Below are 23,022 nucleotides of genomic sequence, written 5' to 3' on the forward strand. Positions count from 1 at the left end.
GCTGCGCACCGCACTTGACGTCCGTTCCCGCCCCGCACGCCCCCATTCGCCGCGCTTGATCGGTGTTGTCGCCCAATGCGAGAAATTGGGCGGCAACAGGCGTGACGAGGGGAGCAGCACGTGGGCGGGACCACCCTGGGCGAACGGGTCGAGCGAACCGGTCCGCCCGCAGCGGACACCCCGGCATCTGTGGCGCGGCCGGCCGTCCCCCACCGGCCCGGCGGCCCGGACCCCGGCCCCGCCACGGTGGAGCTGCCCGGCCCCGGCCGGGTGCGCCTGGTCTTCGCCGGGCTGATGGCGGCGCTGCTGCTCGCCGCCCTCGACCAGACCATCGTGGCCACCGCGCTCCCGAAGATCGTCGGCGAGCTGCACGGTGTGGACTCGATGTCCTGGGCGATCACGTCCTACCTTCTGGCCTCCACCATCGGGCTGCCGCTCTACGGCAAGCTCGGTGACCTCTTCGGCCGCAAGCCCGTCTTCCTCTTCGCGCTCCTCGTCTTCACCGCGGGCTCGGCGCTGGCGGGCTGGTCGCGGACGATGGACGAACTCATCGCCTTCCGCGCCGTCCAGGGCGCCGGCGGCGGCGGGCTCATGATCGGCGTCCAGGCGATCATCGCCGACCTCGTACCGCCCCGGGCCCGCGGCCGCTACATGGGCGTGATCGGCGCCGCCTTCGGGCTCGCCTCGGTGGCCGGCCCGCTGATCGGCGGCTTCTGCACCGACCACGCCTCCTGGCGCTGGTGCTTCTCCCTCAACGTCCCCCTCGGGGTGTTGACGCTGCTGCTCATCGCCTGTGTGCTGAAACTGCCCCGGCCGGCCCGCCGCGCGCGGCTGGACCTGCCCGGCGCCCTGCTGCTCGCCGCGTTCTCCACCTGCGTGATCCTGCTGACCAGTTGGGGCGGCACCACGTACGCCTGGGACTCCCGGGTCGTGCTCGGTCTCGGCGCCGGGGCGCTGGGCACCGCCCTGCTGTTCGTCGCCGTCGAGTACTTCGCCGCCGAACCGCTGATCCCGCTGCGGCTGTTCCGCGACTCGGTCTTCAATCTCACCGGGCTGATCGGCGCCGCCGTCGGCATCGCGCTCTTCGGGGCCGCCAGCTATCTGCCGACTTTCCTCCAGATGGTCGACGGCGCCACCGCCACCGCCACCGCGTCCGGGCTGCTGATGCTGCCGATGATGGGCGGCATCGTCCTCGCCTCCCTGGTCTCCGGCCGGCTCATCAGCCGCACCGGGCGCTACCGCGTCTTCCCCCTCCTGGGCTGCGCGACGGCCGCGGTGGGGATGTGGCTGCTGTCGCGCTGGCAGCAGGACACCCCGCGCGAGGTCTACAGCGTCTGGATGGGGGTCCTCGGCCTCGGCATCGGCCTCGTCCTGCCGGTGCTGGTGCTCGCCGTGCAGAACTCCGTACGCCCCGCCGACCTCGGCACGGCCACCAGCGCCACCCACTACTTCCGGCAGATCGGCGGCAGCGCCGGTGCGGCCCTCTTCGGCACCCTCTTCGCCGACCGGCTGGCCCGCCGGCTCGGCGGCCGGCTGCCGCGGTCGGCGAAGCTGCCCGATCCGGAGTCGATCACCCCGCAACTGGTGCGGGCGCTGCCCGCCCCGCTGCGCGACAGCTATGTCGCCGCGTACGCGCACGCCATGCCGGGGATCTTCTTCTACTTCGTGCCGGTCCTCCTCCTGGGCTTCCTGCTCGCCTTCTTCCTGAAAGAGAAACCCCTGGTGTCCCACGCCCCGCAGACCTCCACGACCCCGCAGACGCCCTACGGCGAACCGGCCGACCCCGCCGCCGTCCCGCAGGCCCGTACCGCCACGGCCGCCGACGCCGTCAACTCCCCTGACGCCGGGCCGGCTTACCCCCGCACCCACCGGCATCCCGGCGGGCCGCGCCCGGCCCCGGCCGGCGTCCCGGTGTGCGGCACCGTCCAGCACCACGACGGCAGCATCGTGCCGCGTGCCGCACTGACCCTGATCGATGTCTCCGGCCGGCAGATCGGTCGCGGCGCCACCGGCGAGGACGGCCGGTACGCGCTGAGCACGCCGGGTGCCGGGTCCTATGTGCTGATCGCGGCGGCGGGCGGGCACCAGCCGCAGGCGGTCACCGTCACCGTCGGCGAGCGGCCGGTCGATCTGGACGTGGTGCTCGGCGGCGCGGGACGCCTGGCCGGCACCGTCACCACCGCCGACGGCACCCCCGTGCGCGATGCCATGGTCACCCTCACCGACGTCCGCGGCGAGGTGGTCGCCACCACCCGCAGCGGGCGCGAAGGCGGCTATGTCATCGGGGACTTGGTGGCCGGCGAGTACACCCTCGCCTCCAGCGCCCCCGCGTTCCGGCCGGCCGCGCTGCCGGTGAGCGTCCAGGCGTCCCGGGAGACCCGCCAGGACATCGAGCTGGCCGGCGGCGCGGTGCTGCGCGGGACCGTACGGGCCGGTGGCGGCCGGACCGTCGAGGACGCCCGGGTCACGCTGCTCGACGCCGCGGGCAATGTCGTCGACACCGCGATCACCGGCGCCGACGGGCTGTTCCGCTTCGTCGACCTGTCGGCCGGTGAGTACACCGTCATCGCCGCCGGATATCCGCCGGTGGCCACCGTCCTCCAGGTGGCGGGCGGCGGCCGCACCGAACGCGACCTCCAGCTGGGGCACGAGGACTGAGCCGGCCGCGGCGGGCGGCTCGTGCGCGGGTGCGCGGGCCGCCCGCCACGCTCAGCCGGACCGCCGGGACTGGCCCGGTACGGTGGCGGGCGCCGGATCGAAGCGCAGCCGGGTGAGCAGCGGGCAGTCGTTGCGCACCACCGGCACGGCCGTGAGGCGGGGCGCGAGACGGCCGAGGAGGCCGCGGCCCGCCGGGAGCGCGAGGGCCGCCACCTCGCCGATGGCCGGATGGATCTCGCGCAGCTGCGGCCGCTCTGCGGCGTCCATGCCCCAGGGCATCGGGGGCATCCGGCGGCCGACGAGCCCCTTCGCGCCGCGCCGGGTGCGGGCGCTGAACCGGCGCGAGACGGTGTCGAAGACCATGGTGCCGCCGGGGAACGCCGCGGCGCAGACGCCGATGAGCCGGGTCGCCGCCGCCGGCTCCAGATACATCAGCAGGCCCTGGGCGGTCACCAGCACGCCGCGCGCGGTGTCGATCCCCGCCGTCCAGCGGCTGTCGCGCGCGTCGCAGGCGACCAGACGCTGCCGGGCGCCGTGCGGCAGCACCCGGCCGCGCAGCGCCAGCGGCTCGGGGAGGTCGACGGTCACCCAGCGGACCCGGCCGTTGTCCACCCGCCAGAACTGGGTCTCCAGGCCCTCGCCGAGCGCGACCACGGTGCCGTCCGGGTGGTCGGCGAGAAACCCGCGCACCACCTCGTCGAAGGCCAGGGCGCGCAGGGCGATGCCCTGTGCCAGCCAGGGCCGTACGGGGCCCTGGTCGGGGAAGTCGAGTGCGGCCGCCAGCCGGACGGCGCGGGGATCGGACAGCACCGTGTCCGGGCGGGCGGCCTCGGCGGCCCGGTGCCGAAGCGTCCACAGCGCCGTCTCGGGCACCCCCGTGAGGTCCGCCGTGACCCGCCGTGGCGCGGGGCTCTCCCCGTCGGGGGCCGCGGGGCGGGGGACGGACGGAGCGGTCGGTTCGTGGCCCGTGGTGCGCGCTGCCTCGATCATGTGGCGTTGATATCGCCGGGCGTGCCCCCGCCGGGGCCGATCGGGGCGGCGGTCACCCGGGGGAGTGCAAAGTCGTACCGCACGGGCCGCCTCGCGGCGTGCACCAAGGGCCCGGGCAGCGGTGCCGCCCGGGCCCTGCACGTGTGAACTGCGGCCGGTGGCGGGCGGGTTCAGCCGCGCCCGGTCCCGCCGGTGCGGTCAGCGCGCCAGATCGCGGTGGACGACCCGGGCGGCGTTCTCGATGGTGTCGACGCCGTAGTCCATGGTGTGGCTGCCGGTGGACAGCACGGCCATGCCGTAGTCGCGGCCGCTGCCGGTGAAGGCGCCGACGCTGTGCACCCGCCAGCCGCCCTTGTCGCGCGGCAGCCAGCCGTTCTTGACGTGCACGTCGGTGCCGGCCGGGGCACCGGCGGGCGCTCCCCACCGCTGGTCGGCCTCGACCCGGTGCATCAGGTCGAGCGCGTAGCCCCGGGAGTGCGCGCTGAGCACCGCGGTGTCCGTGGTGAGCAGCCGCATCAGCGTCAGCTGGTCGTGGGCGGTGATCTGGGTCAGGCCCCAGGCGCCGTCCTTGCCGGGGACGGTGTCCCGCATGGCGGCCAGCGACAGGAAGTGCTGGATGCCGGAGGGGTGGATCTGGCGCCAGAGCGCGGTGGTGGCGTCGTTGTCCGACTTGGTGATCATGTCGGTGGTCAGATCGACCTCGTGCGGCGTGAGCCTGCGGTGCGCCTCCTCGGCCTGCCGCAGCAGGGCGCCGAGCACGGTGACCTTCACCACACTCGCCGAGTCGAAGTGGGTGCCGCCCTTGAATTCGCAGCGGGTCGCGGAGGGCCGGTCGTAGACCGCCAGGGCGGAGGCGCCCCGCCGTCCGTCGAGGGCGCCGGCGAGGTCCCGGGACAGCGCCGGGGCCAGGCCCGGCTTCTTCGATGTGCAGACGACCTTGGAGCCGCCCACCGGAGCGTCGGCGGTGGCGGCGGTGGCAGGGGTCGCCGTGGTGAGCACCGTGAGCAGTGACCCGGCGGCCACGACGGCGGCCAGCCCGCGCCGTGTGCAGGTCGATATGCGTGATCCGTGCATGGAGGTGATGTTCCGCTCCCGCTGTGTATCGAAGGCGCAGCTCTCGGGCGGCCGGCCTCGCGCATCCGGCTCCGCTGCGGGTCGGTGCCGCCGCGCGCCGGCCGGCCTCCCGGGCATGGGTCACGGTGACGATACGTGGCGGGCGTCCGGACGCATTAGGGGATTGGGGCGGATTGTCCGTATTCGGCTGGGGTGCCGGGGTGTGACGTTCGCCAAATCGTGGGGATATGCGGGGGTGGGGCTCCTAGGGGCGTGGCAGCGGGGTACGGGGGCGGGGGATGGCGCGCGGGCGGCGGCGGTTGACCGCGGCGCGGCGCCGGCGGGCCCCGGCGATCAGCTGGCGGCTGCGCAGGGCCAGCTCGATCTCGAAACGGGTGTGCGGATCGCGCAGGCGGGCGCCGAACAGCTTCTCCAGCTGGCGCATCCGGTAGCGCACCGTCTGCGGGTGGATGCTCAGCGCCTTGGCCACCTCGGGGGCACCCATGCCGCTGAGCCAGGCCAGCAGGGTCGCCTCCAGCCGCTCGCACCGCTCCGGCGTCAGCCCGGCGAGCGGGCTGAGACGGCGGGCGATCAGCGCGTGGGCCAGCGACTCGTCCTGGAGCAGCAGCAGGGAGGAGAGGTGGTCGTCGACGAACACCACGCCGGCCTCCGGACCGTCGTACGCGCAGGCCAGATCCAGCAGCCGGGACGCGGCGCGCACGGAGGCGGTCGCCTCCTGCGGCGTCACCGCATGGCCGACGACGGCCGCGCGGTGGCGCAGCACGCCCTTCAGCCGGGCCCGCCCCTCCTTGCCGTCGGCGAGCGCGGCGGGTATCAGCAGACCCGGCGCCTCGCCCGGCGCGCTGACGAGGCAGTCGCCGAGCGCGGACGCCACGAGGTGGATGTCCGTGTCGCTGCGCAGCATGACCGCGCGCACCTTGTCGGGCAACGGGTCGCCGTTCCGGAGCACGTTCTCGATCAGCCGGGTGACCTGCTGGTGACCGCCGCGCTCCAGGACTTCCTTGAAGTCAGGGTTGCGATCGCAAAGGTTTTGCGCGATCAGTTCGGTCAGGATCGCGAGTTGGTCGTCCTCGCTGTCGGCCCGGCCGTCACCGCGTTGCGGTAAACGGATGCCGTTCAGTACTTCGCTCACCGTTCTGCCTCTGTCTCATCGCCTGGGAAGCTGGTCCGGCCTTTTTCTACCCCACCTGGCACGTGCCGTCGGCAGTTGACAGGACTCGTTCAGAAGTCCTTTCGGATTCCGTTCGAAGTCCTTGCACTTTGCGACAGGAACTGTTTGAGATGCGGCGCGACATGAGCGTACCTCCACATCCGCTTCACAGGAATCCCTTCTTCCGCTACGCCGGGATCACGCTGCGTGGCCAACGGGCCGCCTCCGGAGGGGGCCGGACGGGGCGTCAGCGCCCAACGGCCCTGGCCGCACTGGCAAATCCGTGCGGCGGCTTCGACACTGTGGGGGGATCGTGCGTACCGACTCATGGCTGCGATAGGACTGGTGACTGTGAAGATCCTCATCTCCGCGGACATGGAGGGCGCCACCGGCGTGACCTGGCCCGCCGATGTGCTGCCCGGAACGCCTCAGTGGGAGCGCTGCCGCGCCATGTTCACCTCCGACGTCAACGCGGCGATCGCCGGCTTCTTCGACGGCGGCGCCGACGAGGTGCTCGTCAACGAGGCGCACTGGACGATGCGCAACCTGCTGCTGGAACGGCTCGACGAGCGCGCCGAGATGCTCACCGGCCGGCACAAGTCGCTGAGCATGGTCGAAGGGGTGCAGCACGGCGATGTCGACGGGATCGCCTTCGTCGGCTACCACACCGGTGCCGGCACCGAGGGCGTCCTCGCGCACACCTACCTCGCCAACACCCTCACCGGTGTCTGGGTCGACGGCGTCCGGGCCAGCGAGGGGTACCTCAACTCCCTCGTGGTCGCGGAGTACGGCGTGCCGGTGGTGCTGGTGACCGGCGACGACCGCACCTGCCAGGACGCGCTGGGGTACGCGGCGCAGGCCCCCGCGGTGGCGGTCAAGGACTATGTGTCGCGCTACGCGGCGGTCTGCCGGCCGCCGGCCCGCACCGCGGCCGACATCCGGTCCGCGGCCGCCAAGGGCGCCTCGCTGGCGGTGCGCCATGAACGCGTCCACAACGGGCCGTTCCGCTTCGAGCTGGAATTCGACGCCGAGCACCTGGTGGGCGCGGCCACCTGTGTGCCCGGGGTGGAGCGCGCGGGGGAGCGCCGGGTCGCGTACACCGGGCAGGACATGTACGAGGCCATCCGGTGCTTCAAGGCGGTCACCACCGTCGTCTCGTCCGCGGTGGAGGAGCAGTATGGCTGAGCGGCACGAGGGGGCGGGGCGGCCGGCGGCCGGCCACGCCTCCGGTGTGGACCTGCGGGCGCTCGACGAGGTCGTGGAGTTCACCTCCGAGCTGATCCGGATCGACACCGGCAATGCCGGGGACGGCAGCTGCCGGGAGCGGCCGGCCGCCGAGTACGCGGCCGAGCGGCTGGCCGGGGCCGGGCTGACGCCGACCCTGCTGGAGCGCAGTCCGGGGCGGACGAACGTGGTCGCCCGGATCGAGGGCACCGACCCGGCGGCCGACGCGCTGCTGGTGCACGGTCATCTGGACGTGGTGCCCGCCGAGCCCGCCGACTGGCAGGTGCACCCCTTCTCCGGGGAGGTCCGCGACGGAGTCGTCTGGGGCCGCGGGGCCATCGACATGAAGAACATGAACGCGATGATGCTGGCCGTGGTCCGCCGGTGGGCCCGCAGCGGGGTGCGGCCGCGGCGGGACATCGTGCTGGCCTTCACCGCCGACGAGGAGGCCAGCGCCGAGGACGGCTCGGGCTTCCTCGCCGACCGGCACCCCGCGCTCTTCGAGGGCTGCACCGAGGGCATCAGCGAGTCCGGGGCCTTCACCTTCCACGCGGGCGGCGGCAGGCAGCTGTATCCGGTCGCGGCGGGGGAGCGCGGCACGGCCTGGTTGAAGCTGACCGCGCACGGCCGGGCGGGACACGGCTCGAAGGTCAACCGCGAGAACGCCGTCAGCCGGCTGGCCGCGGCCGTGACCCGCATCGGCGCGCACGAGTGGCCCGTCCGGCTCACCCCGACCGTACGGGCCGCGCTGCGCGAACTCGCCGCGCTGTACGGCGTCGACACCGACACCGAGGCGGCCGGCCTGGACGTCGACGGGCTGCTGGACGCGCTCGGGCCGGCCGCCCGGCTGGTCGAGTCGACCGTGCGCAACAGCGCCAACCCGACGATGCTGGCGGCCGGTTACAAGGTCAATGTGATCCCGGGATCCGCCGTGGCACATGTCGACGGGCGGGTGGTGCCCGGCGGCGAGGCGGAGTTCGAGACCACCATGGACGCGCTGACCGGGCTGGACGTCGACTGGGAGTACCACCACCGCGAGGTCGCGCTGCAGGCCCCCGTCGACTCGCCGACGTTCACCGCGATGCGCGCCGCGATCGAGCGCTTCGACCCCGAGGGCCGGGTCGTGCCGTACTGCATGTCCGGCGGCACGGACGCCAAGCAGTTCTCCCGGCTGGGCATCACCGGCTACGGCTTCTCACCGCTGAAACTGCCCGAGGGCTTCGACTATCAGGCACTCTTCCACGGGGTGGACGAGCGGGTGCCGGTCGAGGGGCTGCACTTCGGCGTCCGGGTGCTCGATCATTTCCTGCGCACGGTCTGACCCCCGGCCGCGCGCTGCCCGACGGTGGAGAGGAACCCCAGCATGGTGACGACGGCTCCGTACGGCTCCTGGACGTCCCCGGTGGACGCCCGGACGGTCGCCGCGCACGACGGCCGGCCGGCGTTCGTCGGCGTGGTCGGCGACGAGGTGTGGTGGACGGAGCCGCGGCCCGCCGAGGGCGGCCGCCGCACGCTGGTGCGCCGGCGCCCGGGGGGCGAGGAGGAAACGGTGCTGCCCGCGCCCTGGAACGTCCGCAGCCGGGTGCTGGAGTACGGCGGCCAGCCCTGGACCGGCACGGACACCGCGGACGGCCCGCTGCTCGTCTTCAGCAACTTCGACGACCAGCGGCTCTACGCCTGTACCCCGGACGGCGACGCCGTCCCGCGCCCGCTCACCCCGCACTCCGCGGTCGGCGGCGGACTGCGCTGGGTCGACCCGGTGCTGCGCCCCGGACTCGGCGAGGTGTGGTGCGTCCTGGAGGAGTTCACCGGCGAGCGGCCGACCGACGTGCGCCGGGTGCTCGCCGCGGTGCCGCTGGACGGCTCGGCGGCCCAGGACCGCTCCCGGGTAAGGGAGTTGACCGATGACCGGCACCGCTTCGTGACCGGTCCGCGGCTCTCGCCCGACGGCCGGCGGGCCGCCTGGATCGCCTGGGACCACCCCCGCATGCCCTGGGACGGCACCCTGGTCATGGTGGCCACGGTCGGCGACACGGGCACCTTCACCGACGTCCGGGCGGTCGCCGGCGACCTGGGGTCCGTCGGGCCCGGCGGCGCGGGCGGGGACGGGGAGTCCGTCGCGCAGATCGAGTGGGCGCCCGACGGCTCGCTGCTGATCGTCTCGGACCCCGACGGCTGGTGGGAACTCCAGCGCCTCGACCTCGACGCGGCACCCGGCGATCCGGCGGCGCGCCGGGCGCTGTGCCCCGCCCGGCAGGAGGAGTTCGGCGGCCCGCTGTGGAACGTGGGACAGCGCTGGTTCCTGCCGCTGGAGGACGGCACCCTCGCGGTGATCCACGGCCGCGGCGCCGCCGCCCTGGGCATCCTCGACCCGGTGACCGGCGAACTCGTCGACGCCGCCGGGCCGTGGACGGAATGGGCGCCCACCCTCGCCGTGCACGGCAGCCGCGTGCTGGGGATCGCCGCCGGCCCGCACAGCTCCTACGAACTCGTCGAGCTGGACACCCGCACCGGCCGCGCCCGGGTCCTGGCCTGCCCGCACGTCGATGTGCTCGACCCCGCCTACCACTCCCGGCCGCGGAGCCGCACCTTCACCGGGCCCGGCGGCCGGGACGTCCACGCGCACATCCATCCGCCGCACCACCCCGACCACGTCGCCCCGGACGGCGAACTGCCGCCCTTCGTGGTGTGGGCGCACGGCGGCCCCACCGGCCGCGCCCCGCTGGTGCTCGACCTGGAGATCGCCTACTTCACCTCCCGCGGCATCGGCGTCGCCGAGGTCAACTACGGCGGCTCGACCGGCTACGGCCGCGAGTACCGCGAGCGGCTGCGCGGCCGCTGGGGGGTGGTCGACGTCGAGGACTGCGCGGCCGTCGCCCGGGCCCTGGCCGACGAGGGCAGCGCCGACCGCGACCGGCTGGCCATCCGCGGCGGCAGCGCCGGCGGCTGGACCGCCGCCGCCTCGCTGACCGGCACCGACCTCTACGCCTGCGGCACCATCAGCTATCCGGTCCTGGACCTGGCCGGCTGGGCGACCGGCGGCACCCACGACTTCGAGTCGCAGTATCTGGAGTCGCTGGTCGGGCCGTTCGCCGAGGTGCCCGACCGCTACCGCGAGCGCTCGCCGCTGCACCGCGCCGACAAGATCGCCGCGCCGTTCCTGCTGCTCCAGGGCCTGGACGACGTGATCTGCCCGCCCGCGCAGTGCGAGCGGTTCCTCGCCGAGGTCGCCGGGCGCGGGGTGCCGCACGCCTATCTGCCGTTCGCCGGCGAGGGGCACGGCTTCCGCCGGGCCGAGACCATCGTGCGCGCCGTGGAGGCCGAACTCGCCCTCTACGTCACGACCTTCGGCCTCACCCGCAGCGATGTCCCGGCGCTGGAGCTGCGCGGATGACGGGGGCACCGCTCCTGCGCCCGCCGCGGCTGCGGCCCGGCGACCGGGTGGCCGTGGTGGCGCCCAGCGGCCCCCTCTCGCCGGAGCGGCTGGACCGCGGGCTGGACGTGCTGCGCGGCTGGGACCTCGATCCGGTGCCCGCACCCCACGTCCGCGGCACCCACGCCACCCTGGGCTACCTCGCCGCGACCGACGAGGAGCGGGCCCACGACCTCCAGAGGGCATGGTGCGACCCGTCGGTCAAGGCGGTGTTCGCGGCGCGCGGCGGCTACGGCGCCCAGCGGATGGTCGACCTGCTGGACTGGGACGCCGTCCGGGCCGCCGCCCCCAAGCCGCTGGTCGGCTTCAGCGATGTGACGGTGCTGCACGAGGCGTTCGCGGTGCGCGCCGGGGTGTCCACGCTGCACGGACCGGCCGTGGCCGGCGAGGTCTTCCTGAAGGACGAGGCCACCCGCGCGCATCTGTGGCGCACGCTCTTCGCGCCGGAGACCGTCCGCACCCTGGCCGCGCCGGCCGCCCGGCCGCTGGTGCCCGGGCGGGCCCACGGGGTCACCCTCGGCGGCTGTCTGACCCTGCTCGCCACCGAGTTGGGCGCGCCGCACGCCCGGCCCGGCGCGGCGGGCGGGCTGTTGCTGCTGGAGGACGTGGGGGAGCCGCCGTACCGCATCGACCGGGCGCTCACCCAACTCCTGCGGGCCGGCTGGCTGGCGGGGGTGGCCGGGATCGCCCTCGGCTCCTGGGCCCGCTGCGGCCCCTACGACCGGGTGCGGGAGGTGCTGGCGGACCGGCTGGGCGGACTGGGGGTGCCGGTGGCCGAGGAGTGCGGTTTCGGGCACGGCGACACGGCGCTGACCGTGCCGCTGGGCGTGCCCGCCGTCCTGGACGCGACGGCCGGCACGCTCGTCCTGGACGCCCCGGCGACCGTGTGACCGCCGAGGGGTCCGGTGGCGCGGCGGGCCCGCCCCGCACCGGCGCGGGCGGGGCTGAACTGACGTCCTAGCGGCGACGCGGGCCGGGTGCCTTGCCTCGCCCCCGGCCGTGCCCCAGCATGAGCGCGCCCGCCGCCGACCGGTCGGCGGCGGCGTGTGGAGGTCCTCGTGCCCAGCGTGTCCCCGGCGGTGGTCCGCCCCGTGCGGCGCATGTCCCTCGCCCTGCTGGCCGGCTGTGCGCTGCTCACGCCGTTCGCGCTGTCGCCGCCCGCGCCGGTGGCCGCCGCCGGCCCGTACACCGTCACCGCGCTCAAGGTCACCGTCCGGGCCGGCGACCGCACCTGCGCCCTGGACACCGACCTCTACCGCCCGGCCGGTGCCGACGCCGCCCATCCGGCGCCCGCCGTGCTGACCACCAACGGCTTCGGCGGCAGCAAGTCGGACGGCTCCACCGCCGGCCTGGCCAAGGCCCTCGCCGCCCGCGGCTATGTGACGCTGGCCTACTCCGGCCTCGGCTTCGGCCGGTCCGGCTGCCCGATCTCCCTCGACGACCCGGCGATCGACGGCCGGGCGGCGAGCGGACTGGTGGACCTGCTGGCCGGCACCCGCACGGCCGACAACGGGACCCGGCTCGACTACGTCACCCGGGACGGCGCCGGCGATCCGCGGGTCGGCATGATCGGCGCGTCCTACGGCGGGGCGGTCCAGCTCGCCACCGCCGCCGTCGACCGCCGCGTCGACGCGCTGGTCCCGCTCATCACCTGGAACGACCTCTCCTACTCCCTCGCGCCCAACAACGCGGGCCGCGGCGGTGCGCTGCCCGGTGCGTACAAGTGGCAGTGGACGAACGGGTTCTTCCTGATCGGCGAGGCGCAGGGGCTGCTCCATCCGGACCTCGACCCGTCGCGCACCGGCGGCGCCGGCTGTCTGCACTTCGCCGCCCGGGCCTGTGACACCAAGCGGCTGCTGGACTCCGGCAGTTATCCGGCCGCGCGGACCCGGGCAGCGCTCCGCTTTACCCGCAGCGTCTCCCCGGTGTCCTACCTGGCGGCGGTCACGGCACCGACACTGCTGGTCCAGGGCCAGGCCGACACCCTGTTCAACCTCAACGAGGCCGCCGCCACCTACCGGACGCTGCGCTCCCACGGCACCCCGGCCCGGATGATCTGGCAGGCCTGGGGCCACAGCGGCGGGATGCGGAAGCCGGCGGACGGGGAACTCGACCTCGCCCGCGGCAACCTGGACACCAGCTATGTCGGGCGGCGGATCCTGGCCTGGTTCGACCGCTATCTGCACCACCGCACGGCGGCCGCCACCGGCCCGGCGTTCGCGTACCACCGGGACTGGGCGGGCGACGGGCCCGCCTACGGGACCGCACGCTCCTTCCCGGCCGGCGCCGTCCGCCGCCTCTACCTCTCCGGCGACGGCCGGCTCGTCGGCCGCCGCGGCGCGGTGGTGCCCGGCAGCCGGACGTACCGCAACCTGCGCGCCCCCACCAGCCATTCGGAGAGCTCGCTGGCCGGTCTGCTCGGGCTGCCGGACGTGCCGCCGTACGACGCCCGCGGCACCTTCGCCGACTGGACGTCGCCGCCGGTCACCGGCGGGCCGCTGGACGTGGTGGGCGCGCCCGCGGTCACGCTGCGGGTCCTCGCGCCGCAGGCCGCGCGGCAGCAGGGCACCCCGGACGGTGCGGACCGGCTGGTGCTGTTCGCCAAGCTCTACGACGTCGCGCCCGATGGCGGGGCGACGCTCGTGCACCGCCTGGTGGCCCCGGCCCGGGTGGCCGATGCGACCCGGCGGTTCACCGTGGAACTGCCGGGCATCGTGCACCGTTTCGCGCCGGGGCACCGACTGCGCCTGGTCATCGCCGCGAGCGACGACGCCTATACGGGCAATCGAGGGGTGCGGCCGGTGACCGTCAAGGCCGCGCCCGGGAACACCGGAATCCTCGAACTGCCCGTCGTGCGAGGGGTGTTGCCGTAGTGGGCGGATCGGTGTCGTGGGGAGAAGATCGTAGGGACAAGGAGGGTGGAGCCGGACGCGGCGGGTGCGCCGCGGGGCCCGGACGGCAGGGGCCGCGCGCCTGCGCCGGTCGTCCGCGAGGCCGCCGGCTCAGTCGTCCGCGAGCGTGATGGCCTGCACCGGGCAGGCACGGACGGCCTCCCGCAGCAGCGGGTCGCCCGCGCCGTCCTCACGGCCGGGCAGCAGCTCGCTGAAGCCGTCGTCGTCCTGGGTGAACACCCCGGGCGCGGTCAGCGCGCACTGGCCGGCGCCGACGCAGACGTCGGTGTCGATGGTGATCCGCATTCCAAAACCCTTCGTTCGGCTGCGTGCGCCGCGGCTACCAGGCCAGCGGCAGTTCGATCATTCCTTGCAGAGTGTCCCCCGCCTTGAAGGGGATCTCGGCAGCCGGCACGGCGAGTCGCAGATCCGGGATCCTGGCGAACAGCGAGCGCAGCGCGATCTCCATTTCCGCCCGGGCGAGGTTCTGCCCCAGGCACTGGTGGATGCCGAACCCGAACGCCACGTGATGACGGGCGGACCGGCCCACGTCCAGCTCGTCCGGTGCCGGGTAGGTGCTGTCGTCCCGGTTGATCAGCGAGACGGGGAACAGCACGCCGTCGTCGGCACGGATCACCTGCCCGCCGATCTCGATGTCCGCAGACGCCACCCGCAGCAGGCCGTCCGCGATGGACAGGAACCGCAGCAGCTCCTCGACGGCGGCCGGCAACAGCCCCTCCTCGGCCTTCAGCCGGGCCAGCTGTCCGGGGTGCTCCAGCAGGGTGAAGGTGCCGAGCGAGATCATGTTGGCGGTGGTCTCGTGGCCGGCCACCAGCAGGATCATGGCGAGCCGGACCAGATCCTCGCGGTCCAGGGCGCCGGTGCGCAGCTCGTCGTGGACCAGCTCGTCGAGCAGGCCCTCGCCCGGGGCCTTCTCCTTGTGGGCGACCAGGTGGTCGAAGTAGTCCTCCAGCCCGAGCCGGGCGGCCTCCGCCTCCTCGGCCGTACGGCTGCGCAGGAGCCGGCGGGACTCCTCCTCGAAGAACTCGTGGTCGGTGTACGGGACGCCGAGCAGCGAGCAGATCACCATCGAGGGCACCGGCAGCGCGAACGCGGAGACCAGCTCGGCGGGCGGCCCCTGCGCCAGCATCCGGTCGAGCAGCCCGTCGACGATCTGCTGGATCTGCGGCCGCAGCGCCGCGATCCGCTTGACGCTGAAGCTGGGGATCAGCATCCGGCGCTGGGTGTTGTGCTCGGGGTCGTCCACCCCGATCAGCGGCGACCTGACCTGCTGGATCGCCGCGAAGCGCGCGAACGGCGCAGGGAAGGCCGGGTTCTGCCGGTCGGAGGACAGCCGCGGGTCGCTCAGCAGCGCCCGCGCCTCGGTGTGGCCGGTCACCGCCCACACCTTGCGGCCGTCGTAGAGGGTGACATGGCCCAGCGGGCCGGCGTCGCGCAGCGGCTGATAGCCGGCCGGCGGGTGGTAGGGACAGGTGCGGTCCTGGAAATAGGCGATGCCTTCGGTCACGCGTTCCTCCCGTACGAGCGGCTCGGGCCCGCTCGCCCTGTGAGATGTGCCTGCGGAAGCGCGCCGTGGCGGCCGCGCCGATCTCACCTCATGCCTCGGACGGCGGGCACGTCTACGCGCAGACCGGCCAACTTCGTGTGCCGTCGTGCGCCGGAGTCACCCCGTCAGGGCCCCACGAGGGTGCGTCACACCGCCCCTCGACCGGCACTCGCCGCGCCGCGCGGGGGAGGGAAGGCGGCCACCCGGGCGACCCCGCCCGGCCACTGCGCCGCGGACGCGCCGGTGTGGCGCTGAGACCCGCACCACGTGCCGCGCGGACACCCGCACCATGCGCTGGCCCACCACCACCGCCCCTTCGTACGATCTGCCGATGACGACGAACGACCGCTACCTGGCGCGCGCCCGCCGGGTGGGCATCCGGCCCTTCACCGCCGCCGACCGGGACGAGTTCACCGCGCGGGCGCGGGAGAGCGCGGAGCTGCACCACCCGTGGCTCGCCCCGCCGGTCACGGGCCCCGCCTACGACGCCTATCTGGGCCGGCTGCAGGAGCCGCTGCGCGAGGGGTTCTTGATCTGCGAACGCACCGGCGGCGGGATCGCCGGCTACCTCACGATCAACAACATCGTGCACGGCGCGTTCCGCTCCGGGGCGATCGGCTACGGCGCCTTCGCGCACGCCGCCGGGCGCGGGCTGATGAGCGAGGGGCTGCGGCTGGTGCTCACCCACGCCTTCGGGCCGATGGGGCTGCACCGCCTGGAGGCCAACGTCCAGCCGGCCAACCACCCCTCGATCGGCCTGGTGCGCCGCGCCGGTTTCCGGCTGGAGGGCTTCTCGCCGGACTTCCTCTTCCTCGACGGGGCCTGGCGTGACCACGAACGCTGGGCGATCACCGCCGAGATGGTCCCGCAGGAGCCGGTGTGATGTCCTGCCGGACATGGACATCGTCTTCCACCGCACCGTCCCGGTCTTCCGGATCTTCGACGTCGCCAAGGCCCATGAGTTCTACCTCGGCTACCTCGGCTGCACCGTCGACTGGGAGCACCGCTTCGAGCCCGGCATGCCGCTCTACACCCAGGTCTCCCGCGGCGCCCTCGTCCTGCATCTGTCCGAACACCACGGCGACGCGACGCCCGGCTCCACCGTCTGCACCGAGCTGACCGGGGTGCACGCGCTGCACGCCGAGCTGGCCGGCAAGGGCTATCCGTACCTGCGGCCCGGCCTGGAGCGGGACGGACGGGGCACCACCCTCACGCTGACCGACCCCTTCGGCAACCGGCTGCGGCTGACCGAGCCGGACGCCCCCGACCGGCCGGGCGAGGGCGTGGCCGCCGGGTGAGCGGTGGCCGGGCCGCGGCTCCGTTGCCCGGTGCGCGCACGCAGCCGAAGTCCGTTCCCACGCACGGGAGTTCGCCGGGACCGGCCCCTCTCCCGCCGACCTGTGGAACGATCACGTCATGCGCCGTACCGTACTGATCGATGCGCCCTCCAACCTGGGTCTGCGCCCGCCCGCGTCCGGCGTCGTCCCCGGCTGCTACAAGCTGGCGGGCGCGCTGCGCGACCAGGGGCTGCCGCGGCGGCTCGGTGCGCGGGAGGGCGGCGTGGTGGTGCCGCCGCGGTACGACCTGGGGGAGTGGAAGGAGGGCGACGGCGACTTCCACGCCGGGCCCCTCGCCGCCTACACCCGCACGCTCGCGGCCCGCGTCGAGGGGCACGTCCGCGGCGGTGACTTCCCGGTGGTGCTGGGCGGCGACTGCAGCATCCTGCTCGGGGCGGTGCTGGCACTGCGGCGGCTGGGGCGCTACGGCGTCGTCCACCTCGACGGGCACAGCGACTTCCGGCACCCGGGCAACACCGAGGTCTGCGGTCCCCTCGGTGCCGCCGCCGGGGAGGGCCTGGCGCAGATCACCGGACGCGGACAGCCCGACCTCACCGACCTCGACGGCCTGGGCCCCTACGTCCGCGACGAGGACCTGAGCGTACTGGGCCTGCGCGAAGCGGACCAGAGTCAAACCGAGTTGACCGGCCTGGGCATCGCCCACACCCCGGTCGGCGGGATCCGGCGGCGCGGCCCGGAGCGGGTGGCCCGCGACGTCCTCACCCGTTTCCACCGCGCCCCGCTCGACGGCTTCTGGATCCACCTCGACGCGGACGTCCTCGACCCGTCCGTGATGCCGGCCGTCGACAGCCCCGACCCCGGTGGTCTGCTCCCCGGCGAACTCCGCGCGCTGCTCCGCCCGCTGGCCGCCTCGCCCCGCTGCGCCGGCGTCGACGTCACCGTCTACGACCCGGACCGCGACCCGGAAGGGGCCGGCGCGGTGCTGCTCGCCGGTCTCCTTGAGGACGTCTTTGCGCAACCCTGACCCGCCCCGGCCGCGAGTAGCCCTGTGCGCACCGGCGAGGACGCGGTTCGATGGTCAACAAGAGGCCGCCGCAACCGGGGTGGCCCGGTCCAGCATTGCGAGGCAGTCGTGGCCACGAGTGTGCGACACACCACCCTGACCCTTCCCGCCGCCCCCCTCGGCCCGGACAACCCCCTCCCCGCCCTGCACGCCACCGACGACCCGCACCGCATCGCCCTCGGGCCGGACACCCGGCTGCCCGCCGGCATGGCACGCCGGATCGGCTACGCACCGCTGCGCTCGATCCTGCCGACCCGGATGCGCGACGGCTACGGCCGCGACCTGCGCAGCGCGGACGTCGAGGCGCTGGTCCTGGAGAACGACCGGCTGCGCGCCACCGTCCTGCCCGGCCTCGGCGGCCGGGTGTACTCCCTGCACCACAAGCCCACCGATCGTGAACTGCTCTACCGCAACCCGGTGTTGCAGCCCGCGGCCTTCGCGCTCAACGGCGCCTGGTTCTCCGGCGGCATCGAATGGAACATCGGCGCCACCGGACACACCACCCTTTCCTGCGCCCCGCTGCACGCCGCCCGTGTCCCGGCGCCCGACGGCGGGGAGATGCTGCGGCTGTGGGAGTGGGAGCGGCTGCGCGACCTGCCCTTCCAGGTGGACCTGTGGCTGCCGGACGGCTCCGACTTCCTGCACGTCGGCGTGCGGATCCGCAATCCGCACCCGCGCACCGTGCCCGTCTATTGGTGGTCCAACACCGCCGTGCCCGAGGACGAGGGCACCCGCGTCCTGGCGCCCGCCGACGAGGCCTGGCACCTCGGCTACGCACGGACCCTGCGCCGCGTCCCGGTGCCCGACTCCGAGGGCTGCGACCGCAGTTACCCGCTGCGCAGCGAGTACCCCGCCGACTACTTCTACGAGGTGCCCGACGGCGCCCGCGGCTGGATCACCTCCCTCGGCGCGGACGGCCACGGCCTGGTGCAGACCTCCACCGGCGCACTGCGCGGCCGCAAGCTCTTCCTGTGGGGCGCGGGCCGGGCCGGGCGCCGCTGGCAGGAGTGGCTCACCGCGCCGGGCACCGGCGGCTACGCCGAGATCCAGGCGGGTCTGGCCCGCACCCAGCTGGAGCACGTACCGCTGGAAGCGGGCGCCGAGTTCGCCTGGCTGGAGGCGTACGGACCGCTGGCGGCCGACGCCGCGACGGTGCACGGCGCGGACTGGGGCGCGGCCCGCACCGAGGTCGAGACCCGGCTGGAGGCCGCCCTGCCGCGGGCGGACGTCGATGCCGCCTTCGCCGCCTGGCGCCCGTACGCCGACCACGAGCCGAAGGAGTCGCTGGCCACCGGCTCCGGCTGGGGCGCGCTGGAGGTGTCCCGCGCCGGGCTGACCCTGCCGGGGACGCCGTTCGAGGCGGACACGCTGGGCGCGGAGCAGCAGCCCTGGCTGACCCTGCTCACCACCGGGGAATTGCCGGCCGCCGGCCCGCTGCCCGGCCCCGCGCTGGTCGCGCCGGCCTGGCGGGAGCTGCTGGAGTCCGCGGCGCCGGGGCAGGCCACCGACTACCACCTGGGCCTCGCGCAGTGGCACGCCGGCGACCGGGCCCAGGCCGTCCGCAGCTGGGAGCGGGCGCTCGCGCGGGGAGCCGGCTGTCTGCCGCTGTACTGCCTGGCCGTCGCCGAGTCCGTGGCGGGCGAGCCGGCCCGCGCCGCCGACCGCTACGCCCAGGCCTGCGAGGAGGCGGCCCGAGCGGCCTCGCAGGAGGGGCCGCCGGCCCGTGCCTGGCAGGCGGTGCTGCCCGCGCTCGCCCGGGAGGCGGTGCCCGCGCTGCTCGCGGCCGGCCGGACGGAGGCGGCCGCGCAGCTGCTGGCGGGCCTGCGGCGGACCGGCCCGGCCGACGGCCGCCTCCAGCTGCTGACCGCCCGGGTGCTGCTGGCCCAGGGGCAGCCGGCCGCGGCACGGGAGATCTTCGACGCCGGATTCGAGATCGCCGCGCTGCGGGAGGGCGACGAGTCGCTCGGCGACACCTGGTACGCCATCGCCGAGCGGCTGGTCGCGGCCGGCGGACCGGTCACCGAGGACGTCCGCGCCACGGCCCGCGCCGGGCACCCGCTCCCGGAGCGGTACGACTACCGCATGCGGCCGTAGTCCGCCCCCGACGCCCTCGCGGTCCGTACGCCCGCCGTGGAATGATCCCGCGCCGTCGCGTGTTGTGACGGATCATGAAGGCAATCAGCACGCAGCGCTATGGCGACCCCGAAGTCCTCACCTACGCCGACCTGCCCGACCCCAAGGTGGCGCCGGACTCGGTCCTGATCCGGGTCCGGGCGGCCGGGGTCAATCCGGTGGACTGGAAGATCCTCGCCGGCTATCTCGACCCGATGATGGACACGCACTTCCCGCTCATCCCCGGATGGGACGTGTCGGGCGTGGTGGAGGCCGTCGGCGCGGACGCCACCGAGTACGCGATCGGTGACGAGGTCATCGGCTATGTCCGCAAGGACGCCGTGCAGCAGGGGACCTACGCCGAGCTGGTCGCCGCGCCGGTGCGGACCCTGGCGCGCAAGCCCGCCTCGCTCGACTGGCAGCAGGCCGCCGGGCTGCCGCTGGCCGGCCTGACGGCCTATCAGTCGCTGGCGCGGGTGGACGCGAAGAAGGGCGAGACGGTCCTGGTGCACGCCGCCGCGGGCGGTGTCGGCTCGCTCGCCGTCCAGATCGCGGTGGCCCGGGGCGCCCGGGTCATCGGCACGGCCAGCGAGGGCAACCACGACTTCCTGCGGTCCCTGGGCGCCGAGCCGGTCACCTACGGCGAGGGGCTCGCCGACCGGGTGCGGGCGCTGGCCCCCGAGGGCATCGACGCGGCCGTGGACTTCGTCGGCGGGGGCGCCGTGGACGTCTCGCAGGAGCTGCTGAAGGACCGCGGCCGGGTGGCCTCCGTCGCTGACGGCGAGGCCGTGGGCAAGGGCGGCCACACGGTGTGGGTGCGCCCGGACGCCGCCGATCTGACCGCGCTCGGCGCGCTCGCGGACGCCGGGAGGCTGACCGTGCCGGTCGCCGCCGTCTTCCCGCTGTCCCGGGCTGCCGAGGCGCTGCGGCAGAGCATGGCCGGGCGGACCCGCGGCAAGATCGTCCTTGAGGTGTCCTGACGGCGGACCGTCGTTCGCCCGCCGCCGGGAGGCCGGGGCCGCTCAGGCCCCGGCGTCCTGCTTGCGGTCGACGTACTCGAAGATCGAACCGTCCGGGTGGCGGGCGACCAGGTTGCGCCCGATCGGCGTCGGCAGCGGACCGGCGATGATGTCGGCGCCGACCGCGGTGAGGTCGGCGACCGCGTCGTCCACGTCCTTGACGGCGAGGGTCGCGGTGATCTTCCGCAGGACCGACAACTCCGCCTCGGGGCCGCTCATCAGGAAGAAGCACCCGACGGCCGCGACCGCCACCCCGCCGCGCCGGAAGCGGATCGCCTCGGCGCCGGTCAGCCGTTCGTAGACGCCGATCGAGGCATCGAGATCGCTGACGCACACCCGCAATGAGGTCCCCAGAATGTCCATGGGGCAACCCTAGTTGGGACCCCCGCGGGTCCGCGATCACTTGCCCATGATCAGACCGTTCCGGGCGGCGCCGCGGGACAGCACGATCGTGCGTATGGCGTCCCGGGCCCGGAGGTAGTCGCCGCGACCGGGCTGCCGGGCGAGCGCCGCGTTGAGGTTCACCACCCGGAACCCGTCGGATATGTCGGTGAGTTGGGGGAGGAACTCCGCCTTGCGGACCGTCCAGCGCCCGCCGGGTGCGGACGGCCCGGCGAAGGTGAAGCGGGCCATCGAACTCTGGTTGCCGCGGCCGTCCTGCTGATCGCTGTGGTTGAACATCCGGCCCGCCAGCTGATCACCCATCCCGTAGACGACCCAGGTGCCGTTGACCTTCTCGTAGGCCTGCGGGACGTGCGCGTGGGTGCCCAGGATCAGGTCGACGTCGGGCCGTCCCGCCGTGCGCGAGGCGGTCAGCGTACGGGCCAGGGTGCGCTGTTGCTCATCCGGCTCCGGCTGCCATTCGGTGCCCCAGTGGATGCTGACGACGACCACGTCCGCGCCCGCCCGCCGGGCCGCGCGGGCATCGGCGATGATCTTTTCGGAGTTGATGAGGTTGACCGTCCAGGGCGCCTTGCCGGGCAGCGGGATGCCGTTGGTGCCGTAGGTGTACGAGAGTTGGGCGACCTTCGCGGGGCCGGCGCGCAGCAGCGCGGGCCGGCCGGCCTCGGCGGCGGAGCGGGCCGAGCCGGCGTGGCGCAGGCCCACCGTGTCCATGGCCCCCAGGGTGCGCCGCACGCCGTCGGCGCCGTCGTCGAGGGTGTGGTTGGAGGCCGTGGAGCAGGAGTCGTATCCGGCGTCCTTCAGGGCGGCGGCGACCTCGGGCGGGGACTTGAAGCTGGGGTAGCCGGTGAACGGCCCGCCGTCCCTGCCGTAGATGGTCTCCATGTGGCAGATCGCCAGGTCCGCGCCGGAGACCACCGGCTTGACCCCGGCGAACATGGCGCGGAAGTCGTGGCCGTGGCCGTGGGCGTCGCCGCCGGACCGCTGGATGATCTCGTTGTGCGGCAGGACGTCGCCGGTGGCGAGCAGGGTGAAGGTGGCGGCGGAGGCCCGGGCGGCGCCCGGCGTGGCGGGCGCCGGGGGGCGGGCGGGGCCGGCGGAGTGCGGGGTGCCGCAGCCCGCCGCCAGGACGGCGAGCGTGGCGAGGGCGGCCAGGCGCTGTATTCGGGTCACGCTCCCATCCCTACCGGCACCGGGAGGATTTCTCCGCCGGAGGAGGGGTGCGGCTGGGCCGTCGGGGGCAATCACGGGGCCATCCGCGTCAGCGCCGGGCCCAGGGGGTGTCGTTCACCCGGACCGGCGCCGACGTGGTCACACGCGGCACAGCAGTTCGCCGTGCAGGACGGCGAACCAGCCGTCCTCCTCGGCGCCCCAGGCCCGCCAGGTCCGGGCGACGCGGTCCAGCTCCGACGCCGTGGCGTGCCCGCCGTCCACCGCGGTCCGCGCGAACGAGGAGCTGACCGTGCGCTCCGCCCACAGCTCGCTCCACCAGGAGCGCTCCTCGGGGGTGCGGTAGCACCAGGTGCCGGCGGTGGCGGTGAGCGCGTCCGGGGCGAAGCCGGCCTGTCGTGCCCAGGCGTGCAGTCGCCGTCCGGCGTCCGGTTCGCCGCCGTTGGCGCGGGCCACCCGCCGGTAGAGCCGCAGCCAGTCGTCCATCCCCTCGGTCTGCGGGTACCAGGCCATGGCCGCGAAGTCCGCGTCGCGGACGGCGACGATCCCGCCGGGCGCGGCGACCCGGCGCATCTCGCGCAGCGCCTGGACGGGGTCGCCCACGTGCTGGAGGACCTGATGGGCGTGCACGACGTCGAAGCTGTCGTCGGGGAAGTCCAGTGCGTGGACGTCGCCGACCGTGAAGCCGACGTTGGTCAGGCCGCGTCCGGCGGCCGTGGCGCGTGCCCGGTCCAGCACCTCCGGGGCCCGCTCCAGGCCGGTGACGTGGCCGTCCGGCACCAGGGCGGCCAGATCGGCGGTGATGGTGCCCGGGCCGCAGCCGATGTCGAGGATCCGCAGGTGCGGCCGCAGCGCCTCCAGCAGGTAGCCGGCCGAGTTGGCGGCGGTGCGCCAGGTGTGGGAGCGCAGTACGGACTCGTGGTGGCCGTGGGTGTAGACGGCGGATTCGTGCGGCATGGTCGGCTCCTTGC

General features: G+C 74.6%; 19 protein-coding genes. 11 read left to right on the plus strand and 8 right to left on the minus strand.

The annotated features are described in order from the left end of the window. Positions 1-120: 120 nt before the first annotated feature. Positions 121-2,658, plus strand: coding sequence for an MFS transporter (locus ACQP17_RS29140; RefSeq protein ID WP_433858941.1), 2,538 nt, complete (start codon positions 121-123; stop codon positions 2,656-2,658). Positions 2,659-2,709: 51 nt separating this feature from the next. On the opposite strand, the gene ACQP17_RS29145 is transcribed toward ACQP17_RS29140, so the two are convergent. The 3 genes from ACQP17_RS29145 to ACQP17_RS29155 all read right to left on the minus strand — a co-directional run bounded on the left by ACQP17_RS29145 (position 2,710) and on the right by ACQP17_RS29155 (position 5,854). Continuing rightward, positions 2,710-3,648 carry a class I SAM-dependent methyltransferase gene (locus ACQP17_RS29145; protein WP_433858942.1) on the minus strand — a complete coding sequence of 313 codons (939 nt, stop codon included), beginning with the start codon at positions 3,646-3,648 and terminating at the stop codon, positions 2,710-2,712. Positions 3,649-3,846: 198 nt separating this feature from the next. Then, positions 3,847-4,722: a serine hydrolase gene (locus tag ACQP17_RS29150; RefSeq protein ID WP_433858943.1), complete on the minus strand. Its 876-nt coding sequence runs from the start codon at positions 4,720-4,722 to the stop codon at positions 3,847-3,849. A 244-nt stretch (positions 4,723-4,966) separates the two neighbouring features. Beyond that, positions 4,967-5,854 carry a helix-turn-helix domain-containing protein gene (locus ACQP17_RS29155; RefSeq protein WP_433858944.1) on the minus strand — a complete coding sequence of 296 codons (888 nt, stop codon included), beginning with the start codon at positions 5,852-5,854 and terminating at the stop codon, positions 4,967-4,969. A gap of 369 nt (positions 5,855-6,223) precedes the next feature. On the opposite strand from ACQP17_RS29155, the gene ACQP17_RS29160 reads away from it, so the two are divergent. The 5 genes from ACQP17_RS29160 to ACQP17_RS29180 all read left to right on the plus strand — a co-directional run bounded on the left by ACQP17_RS29160 (position 6,224) and on the right by ACQP17_RS29180 (position 13,402). Next, positions 6,224-7,057: a M55 family metallopeptidase gene (locus ACQP17_RS29160; RefSeq protein ID WP_433860036.1), complete on the plus strand. Its 834-nt coding sequence runs from the start codon at positions 6,224-6,226 to the stop codon at positions 7,055-7,057. Beyond that, entirely contained in the window at positions 7,050-8,417 is a 1,368-nt protein-coding gene (locus ACQP17_RS29165) for a M20/M25/M40 family metallo-hydrolase (RefSeq protein WP_433858945.1), read from the plus strand. The genes ACQP17_RS29160 and ACQP17_RS29165 overlap by 8 nt, the downstream gene beginning before the upstream one ends. A gap of 42 nt (positions 8,418-8,459) precedes the next feature. After that, positions 8,460-10,490: a S9 family peptidase gene (locus tag ACQP17_RS29170; protein ID WP_433858946.1), complete on the plus strand. Its 2,031-nt coding sequence runs from the start codon at positions 8,460-8,462 to the stop codon at positions 10,488-10,490. Then, positions 10,487-11,419, plus strand: coding sequence for a S66 peptidase family protein (locus ACQP17_RS29175; RefSeq protein WP_433858947.1), 933 nt, complete (start codon positions 10,487-10,489; stop codon positions 11,417-11,419). The genes ACQP17_RS29170 and ACQP17_RS29175 overlap by 4 nt, the downstream gene beginning before the upstream one ends. A 210-nt stretch (positions 11,420-11,629) precedes the next feature. Further along, positions 11,630-13,402 carry an alpha/beta fold hydrolase gene (locus tag ACQP17_RS29180; protein WP_433860037.1) on the plus strand — a complete coding sequence of 591 codons (1,773 nt, stop codon included), beginning with the start codon at positions 11,630-11,632 and terminating at the stop codon, positions 13,400-13,402. 129 nt (positions 13,403-13,531) lie between these two features. Here the strand turns inward: ACQP17_RS29180 and ACQP17_RS29185 are convergent, their stop codons facing one another. Together ACQP17_RS29185 and ACQP17_RS29190 are read right to left on the minus strand one after the other, a co-directional pair. Then, entirely contained in the window at positions 13,532-13,726 is a 195-nt protein-coding gene (locus tag ACQP17_RS29185) for a ferredoxin (RefSeq protein WP_433858948.1), read from the minus strand. A 34-nt stretch (positions 13,727-13,760) separates the two neighbouring features. Continuing rightward, the gene (locus ACQP17_RS29190; protein ID WP_433858949.1) at positions 13,761-14,948 is read right to left on the minus strand and encodes a cytochrome P450; all 1,188 of its coding nucleotides are present in this window, start codon (positions 14,946-14,948) and stop codon (positions 13,761-13,763) included. A 370-nt stretch (positions 14,949-15,318) separates the two neighbouring features. Here ACQP17_RS29190 and ACQP17_RS29195 point away from each other — a divergent pair, with 370 nt between their 5' ends. The 5 genes from ACQP17_RS29195 to ACQP17_RS29215 all read left to right on the plus strand — a co-directional run bounded on the left by ACQP17_RS29195 (position 15,319) and on the right by ACQP17_RS29215 (position 20,440). Further along, positions 15,319-15,870 carry a GNAT family N-acetyltransferase gene (locus ACQP17_RS29195; protein WP_433858950.1) on the plus strand — a complete coding sequence of 184 codons (552 nt, stop codon included), beginning with the start codon at positions 15,319-15,321 and terminating at the stop codon, positions 15,868-15,870. A 13-nt stretch (positions 15,871-15,883) separates the two neighbouring features. Beyond that, positions 15,884-16,285, plus strand: a complete 402-nt coding sequence (locus ACQP17_RS29200; protein WP_433858951.1) for a glyoxalase superfamily protein — start codon at positions 15,884-15,886, stop codon at positions 16,283-16,285. A 118-nt stretch (positions 16,286-16,403) separates the two neighbouring features. Beyond that, entirely contained in the window at positions 16,404-17,309 is a 906-nt protein-coding gene (locus ACQP17_RS29205; RefSeq protein ID WP_433858952.1) for an arginase family protein, read from the plus strand. A gap of 108 nt (positions 17,310-17,417) precedes the next feature. Beyond that, positions 17,418-19,442: a DUF5107 domain-containing protein gene (locus ACQP17_RS29210; protein ID WP_433858953.1), complete on the plus strand. Its 2,025-nt coding sequence runs from the start codon at positions 17,418-17,420 to the stop codon at positions 19,440-19,442. Positions 19,443-19,516: 74 nt separating this feature from the next. Beyond that, positions 19,517-20,440: an NADP-dependent oxidoreductase gene (locus ACQP17_RS29215; RefSeq protein WP_433858954.1), complete on the plus strand. Its 924-nt coding sequence runs from the start codon at positions 19,517-19,519 to the stop codon at positions 20,438-20,440. A 42-nt stretch (positions 20,441-20,482) separates the two neighbouring features. On the opposite strand, the gene ACQP17_RS29220 is transcribed toward ACQP17_RS29215, so the two are convergent. The 3 genes from ACQP17_RS29220 to ACQP17_RS29230 all read right to left on the minus strand — a co-directional run bounded on the left by ACQP17_RS29220 (position 20,483) and on the right by ACQP17_RS29230 (position 23,008). Continuing rightward, positions 20,483-20,842: a VOC family protein gene (locus tag ACQP17_RS29220; RefSeq protein ID WP_433858955.1), complete on the minus strand. Its 360-nt coding sequence runs from the start codon at positions 20,840-20,842 to the stop codon at positions 20,483-20,485. A gap of 36 nt (positions 20,843-20,878) precedes the next feature. Then, positions 20,879-22,054 (minus strand): CapA family protein, encoded by a 1,176-nt coding sequence (locus tag ACQP17_RS29225; RefSeq protein WP_433858956.1) that lies wholly within the window; start codon positions 22,052-22,054, stop codon positions 20,879-20,881. A gap of 138 nt (positions 22,055-22,192) precedes the next feature. Then, positions 22,193-23,008, minus strand: coding sequence for a class I SAM-dependent methyltransferase (locus ACQP17_RS29230; protein ID WP_433858957.1), 816 nt, complete (start codon positions 23,006-23,008; stop codon positions 22,193-22,195). Positions 23,009-23,022: the final 14 nt, after the last annotated feature.

It is taken from the genome of Streptomyces kronopolitis (genome assembly GCF_050953795.1).
In the GTDB taxonomy this organism is placed as follows: Bacteria; Actinomycetota; Actinomycetes; order Streptomycetales; family Streptomycetaceae; genus Streptomyces; species Streptomyces kronopolitis_A.

What these genes read in the sequence shown, in the direction of transcription:
- ACQP17_RS29145 (WP_433858942.1), bottom strand. Translation starts at nt 3,648, where the DNA reads ATGATCGAGGCAGCGCGCACCACGGGCCACGAACCGACCGCTCCGTCC.
- ACQP17_RS29150 (WP_433858943.1), bottom strand. Translation starts at nt 4,722, where the DNA reads ATGCACGGATCACGCATATCGACCTGCACACGGCGCGGGCTGGCCGCC.
- ACQP17_RS29165 (WP_433858945.1), top strand. Translation starts at nt 7,050, where the DNA reads ATGGCTGAGCGGCACGAGGGGGCGGGGCGGCCGGCGGCCGGCCACGCC.
- ACQP17_RS29170 (WP_433858946.1), top strand. Translation starts at nt 8,460, where the DNA reads ATGGTGACGACGGCTCCGTACGGCTCCTGGACGTCCCCGGTGGACGCC.
- ACQP17_RS29175 (WP_433858947.1), top strand. Translation starts at nt 10,487, where the DNA reads ATGACGGGGGCACCGCTCCTGCGCCCGCCGCGGCTGCGGCCCGGCGAC.
- ACQP17_RS29180 (WP_433860037.1), top strand. Translation starts at nt 11,630, where the DNA reads ATGTCCCTCGCCCTGCTGGCCGGCTGTGCGCTGCTCACGCCGTTCGCG.
- ACQP17_RS29185 (WP_433858948.1), bottom strand. Translation starts at nt 13,726, where the DNA reads ATGCGGATCACCATCGACACCGACGTCTGCGTCGGCGCCGGCCAGTGC.
- ACQP17_RS29195 (WP_433858950.1), top strand. Translation starts at nt 15,319, where the DNA reads ATGACGACGAACGACCGCTACCTGGCGCGCGCCCGCCGGGTGGGCATC.
- ACQP17_RS29200 (WP_433858951.1), top strand. Translation starts at nt 15,884, where the DNA reads ATGGACATCGTCTTCCACCGCACCGTCCCGGTCTTCCGGATCTTCGAC.
- ACQP17_RS29205 (WP_433858952.1), top strand. Translation starts at nt 16,404, where the DNA reads ATGCGCCGTACCGTACTGATCGATGCGCCCTCCAACCTGGGTCTGCGC.
- ACQP17_RS29215 (WP_433858954.1), top strand. Translation starts at nt 19,517, where the DNA reads ATGAAGGCAATCAGCACGCAGCGCTATGGCGACCCCGAAGTCCTCACC.
- ACQP17_RS29220 (WP_433858955.1), bottom strand. Translation starts at nt 20,842, where the DNA reads ATGGACATTCTGGGGACCTCATTGCGGGTGTGCGTCAGCGATCTCGAT.
- ACQP17_RS29230 (WP_433858957.1), bottom strand. Translation starts at nt 23,008, where the DNA reads ATGCCGCACGAATCCGCCGTCTACACCCACGGCCACCACGAGTCCGTA.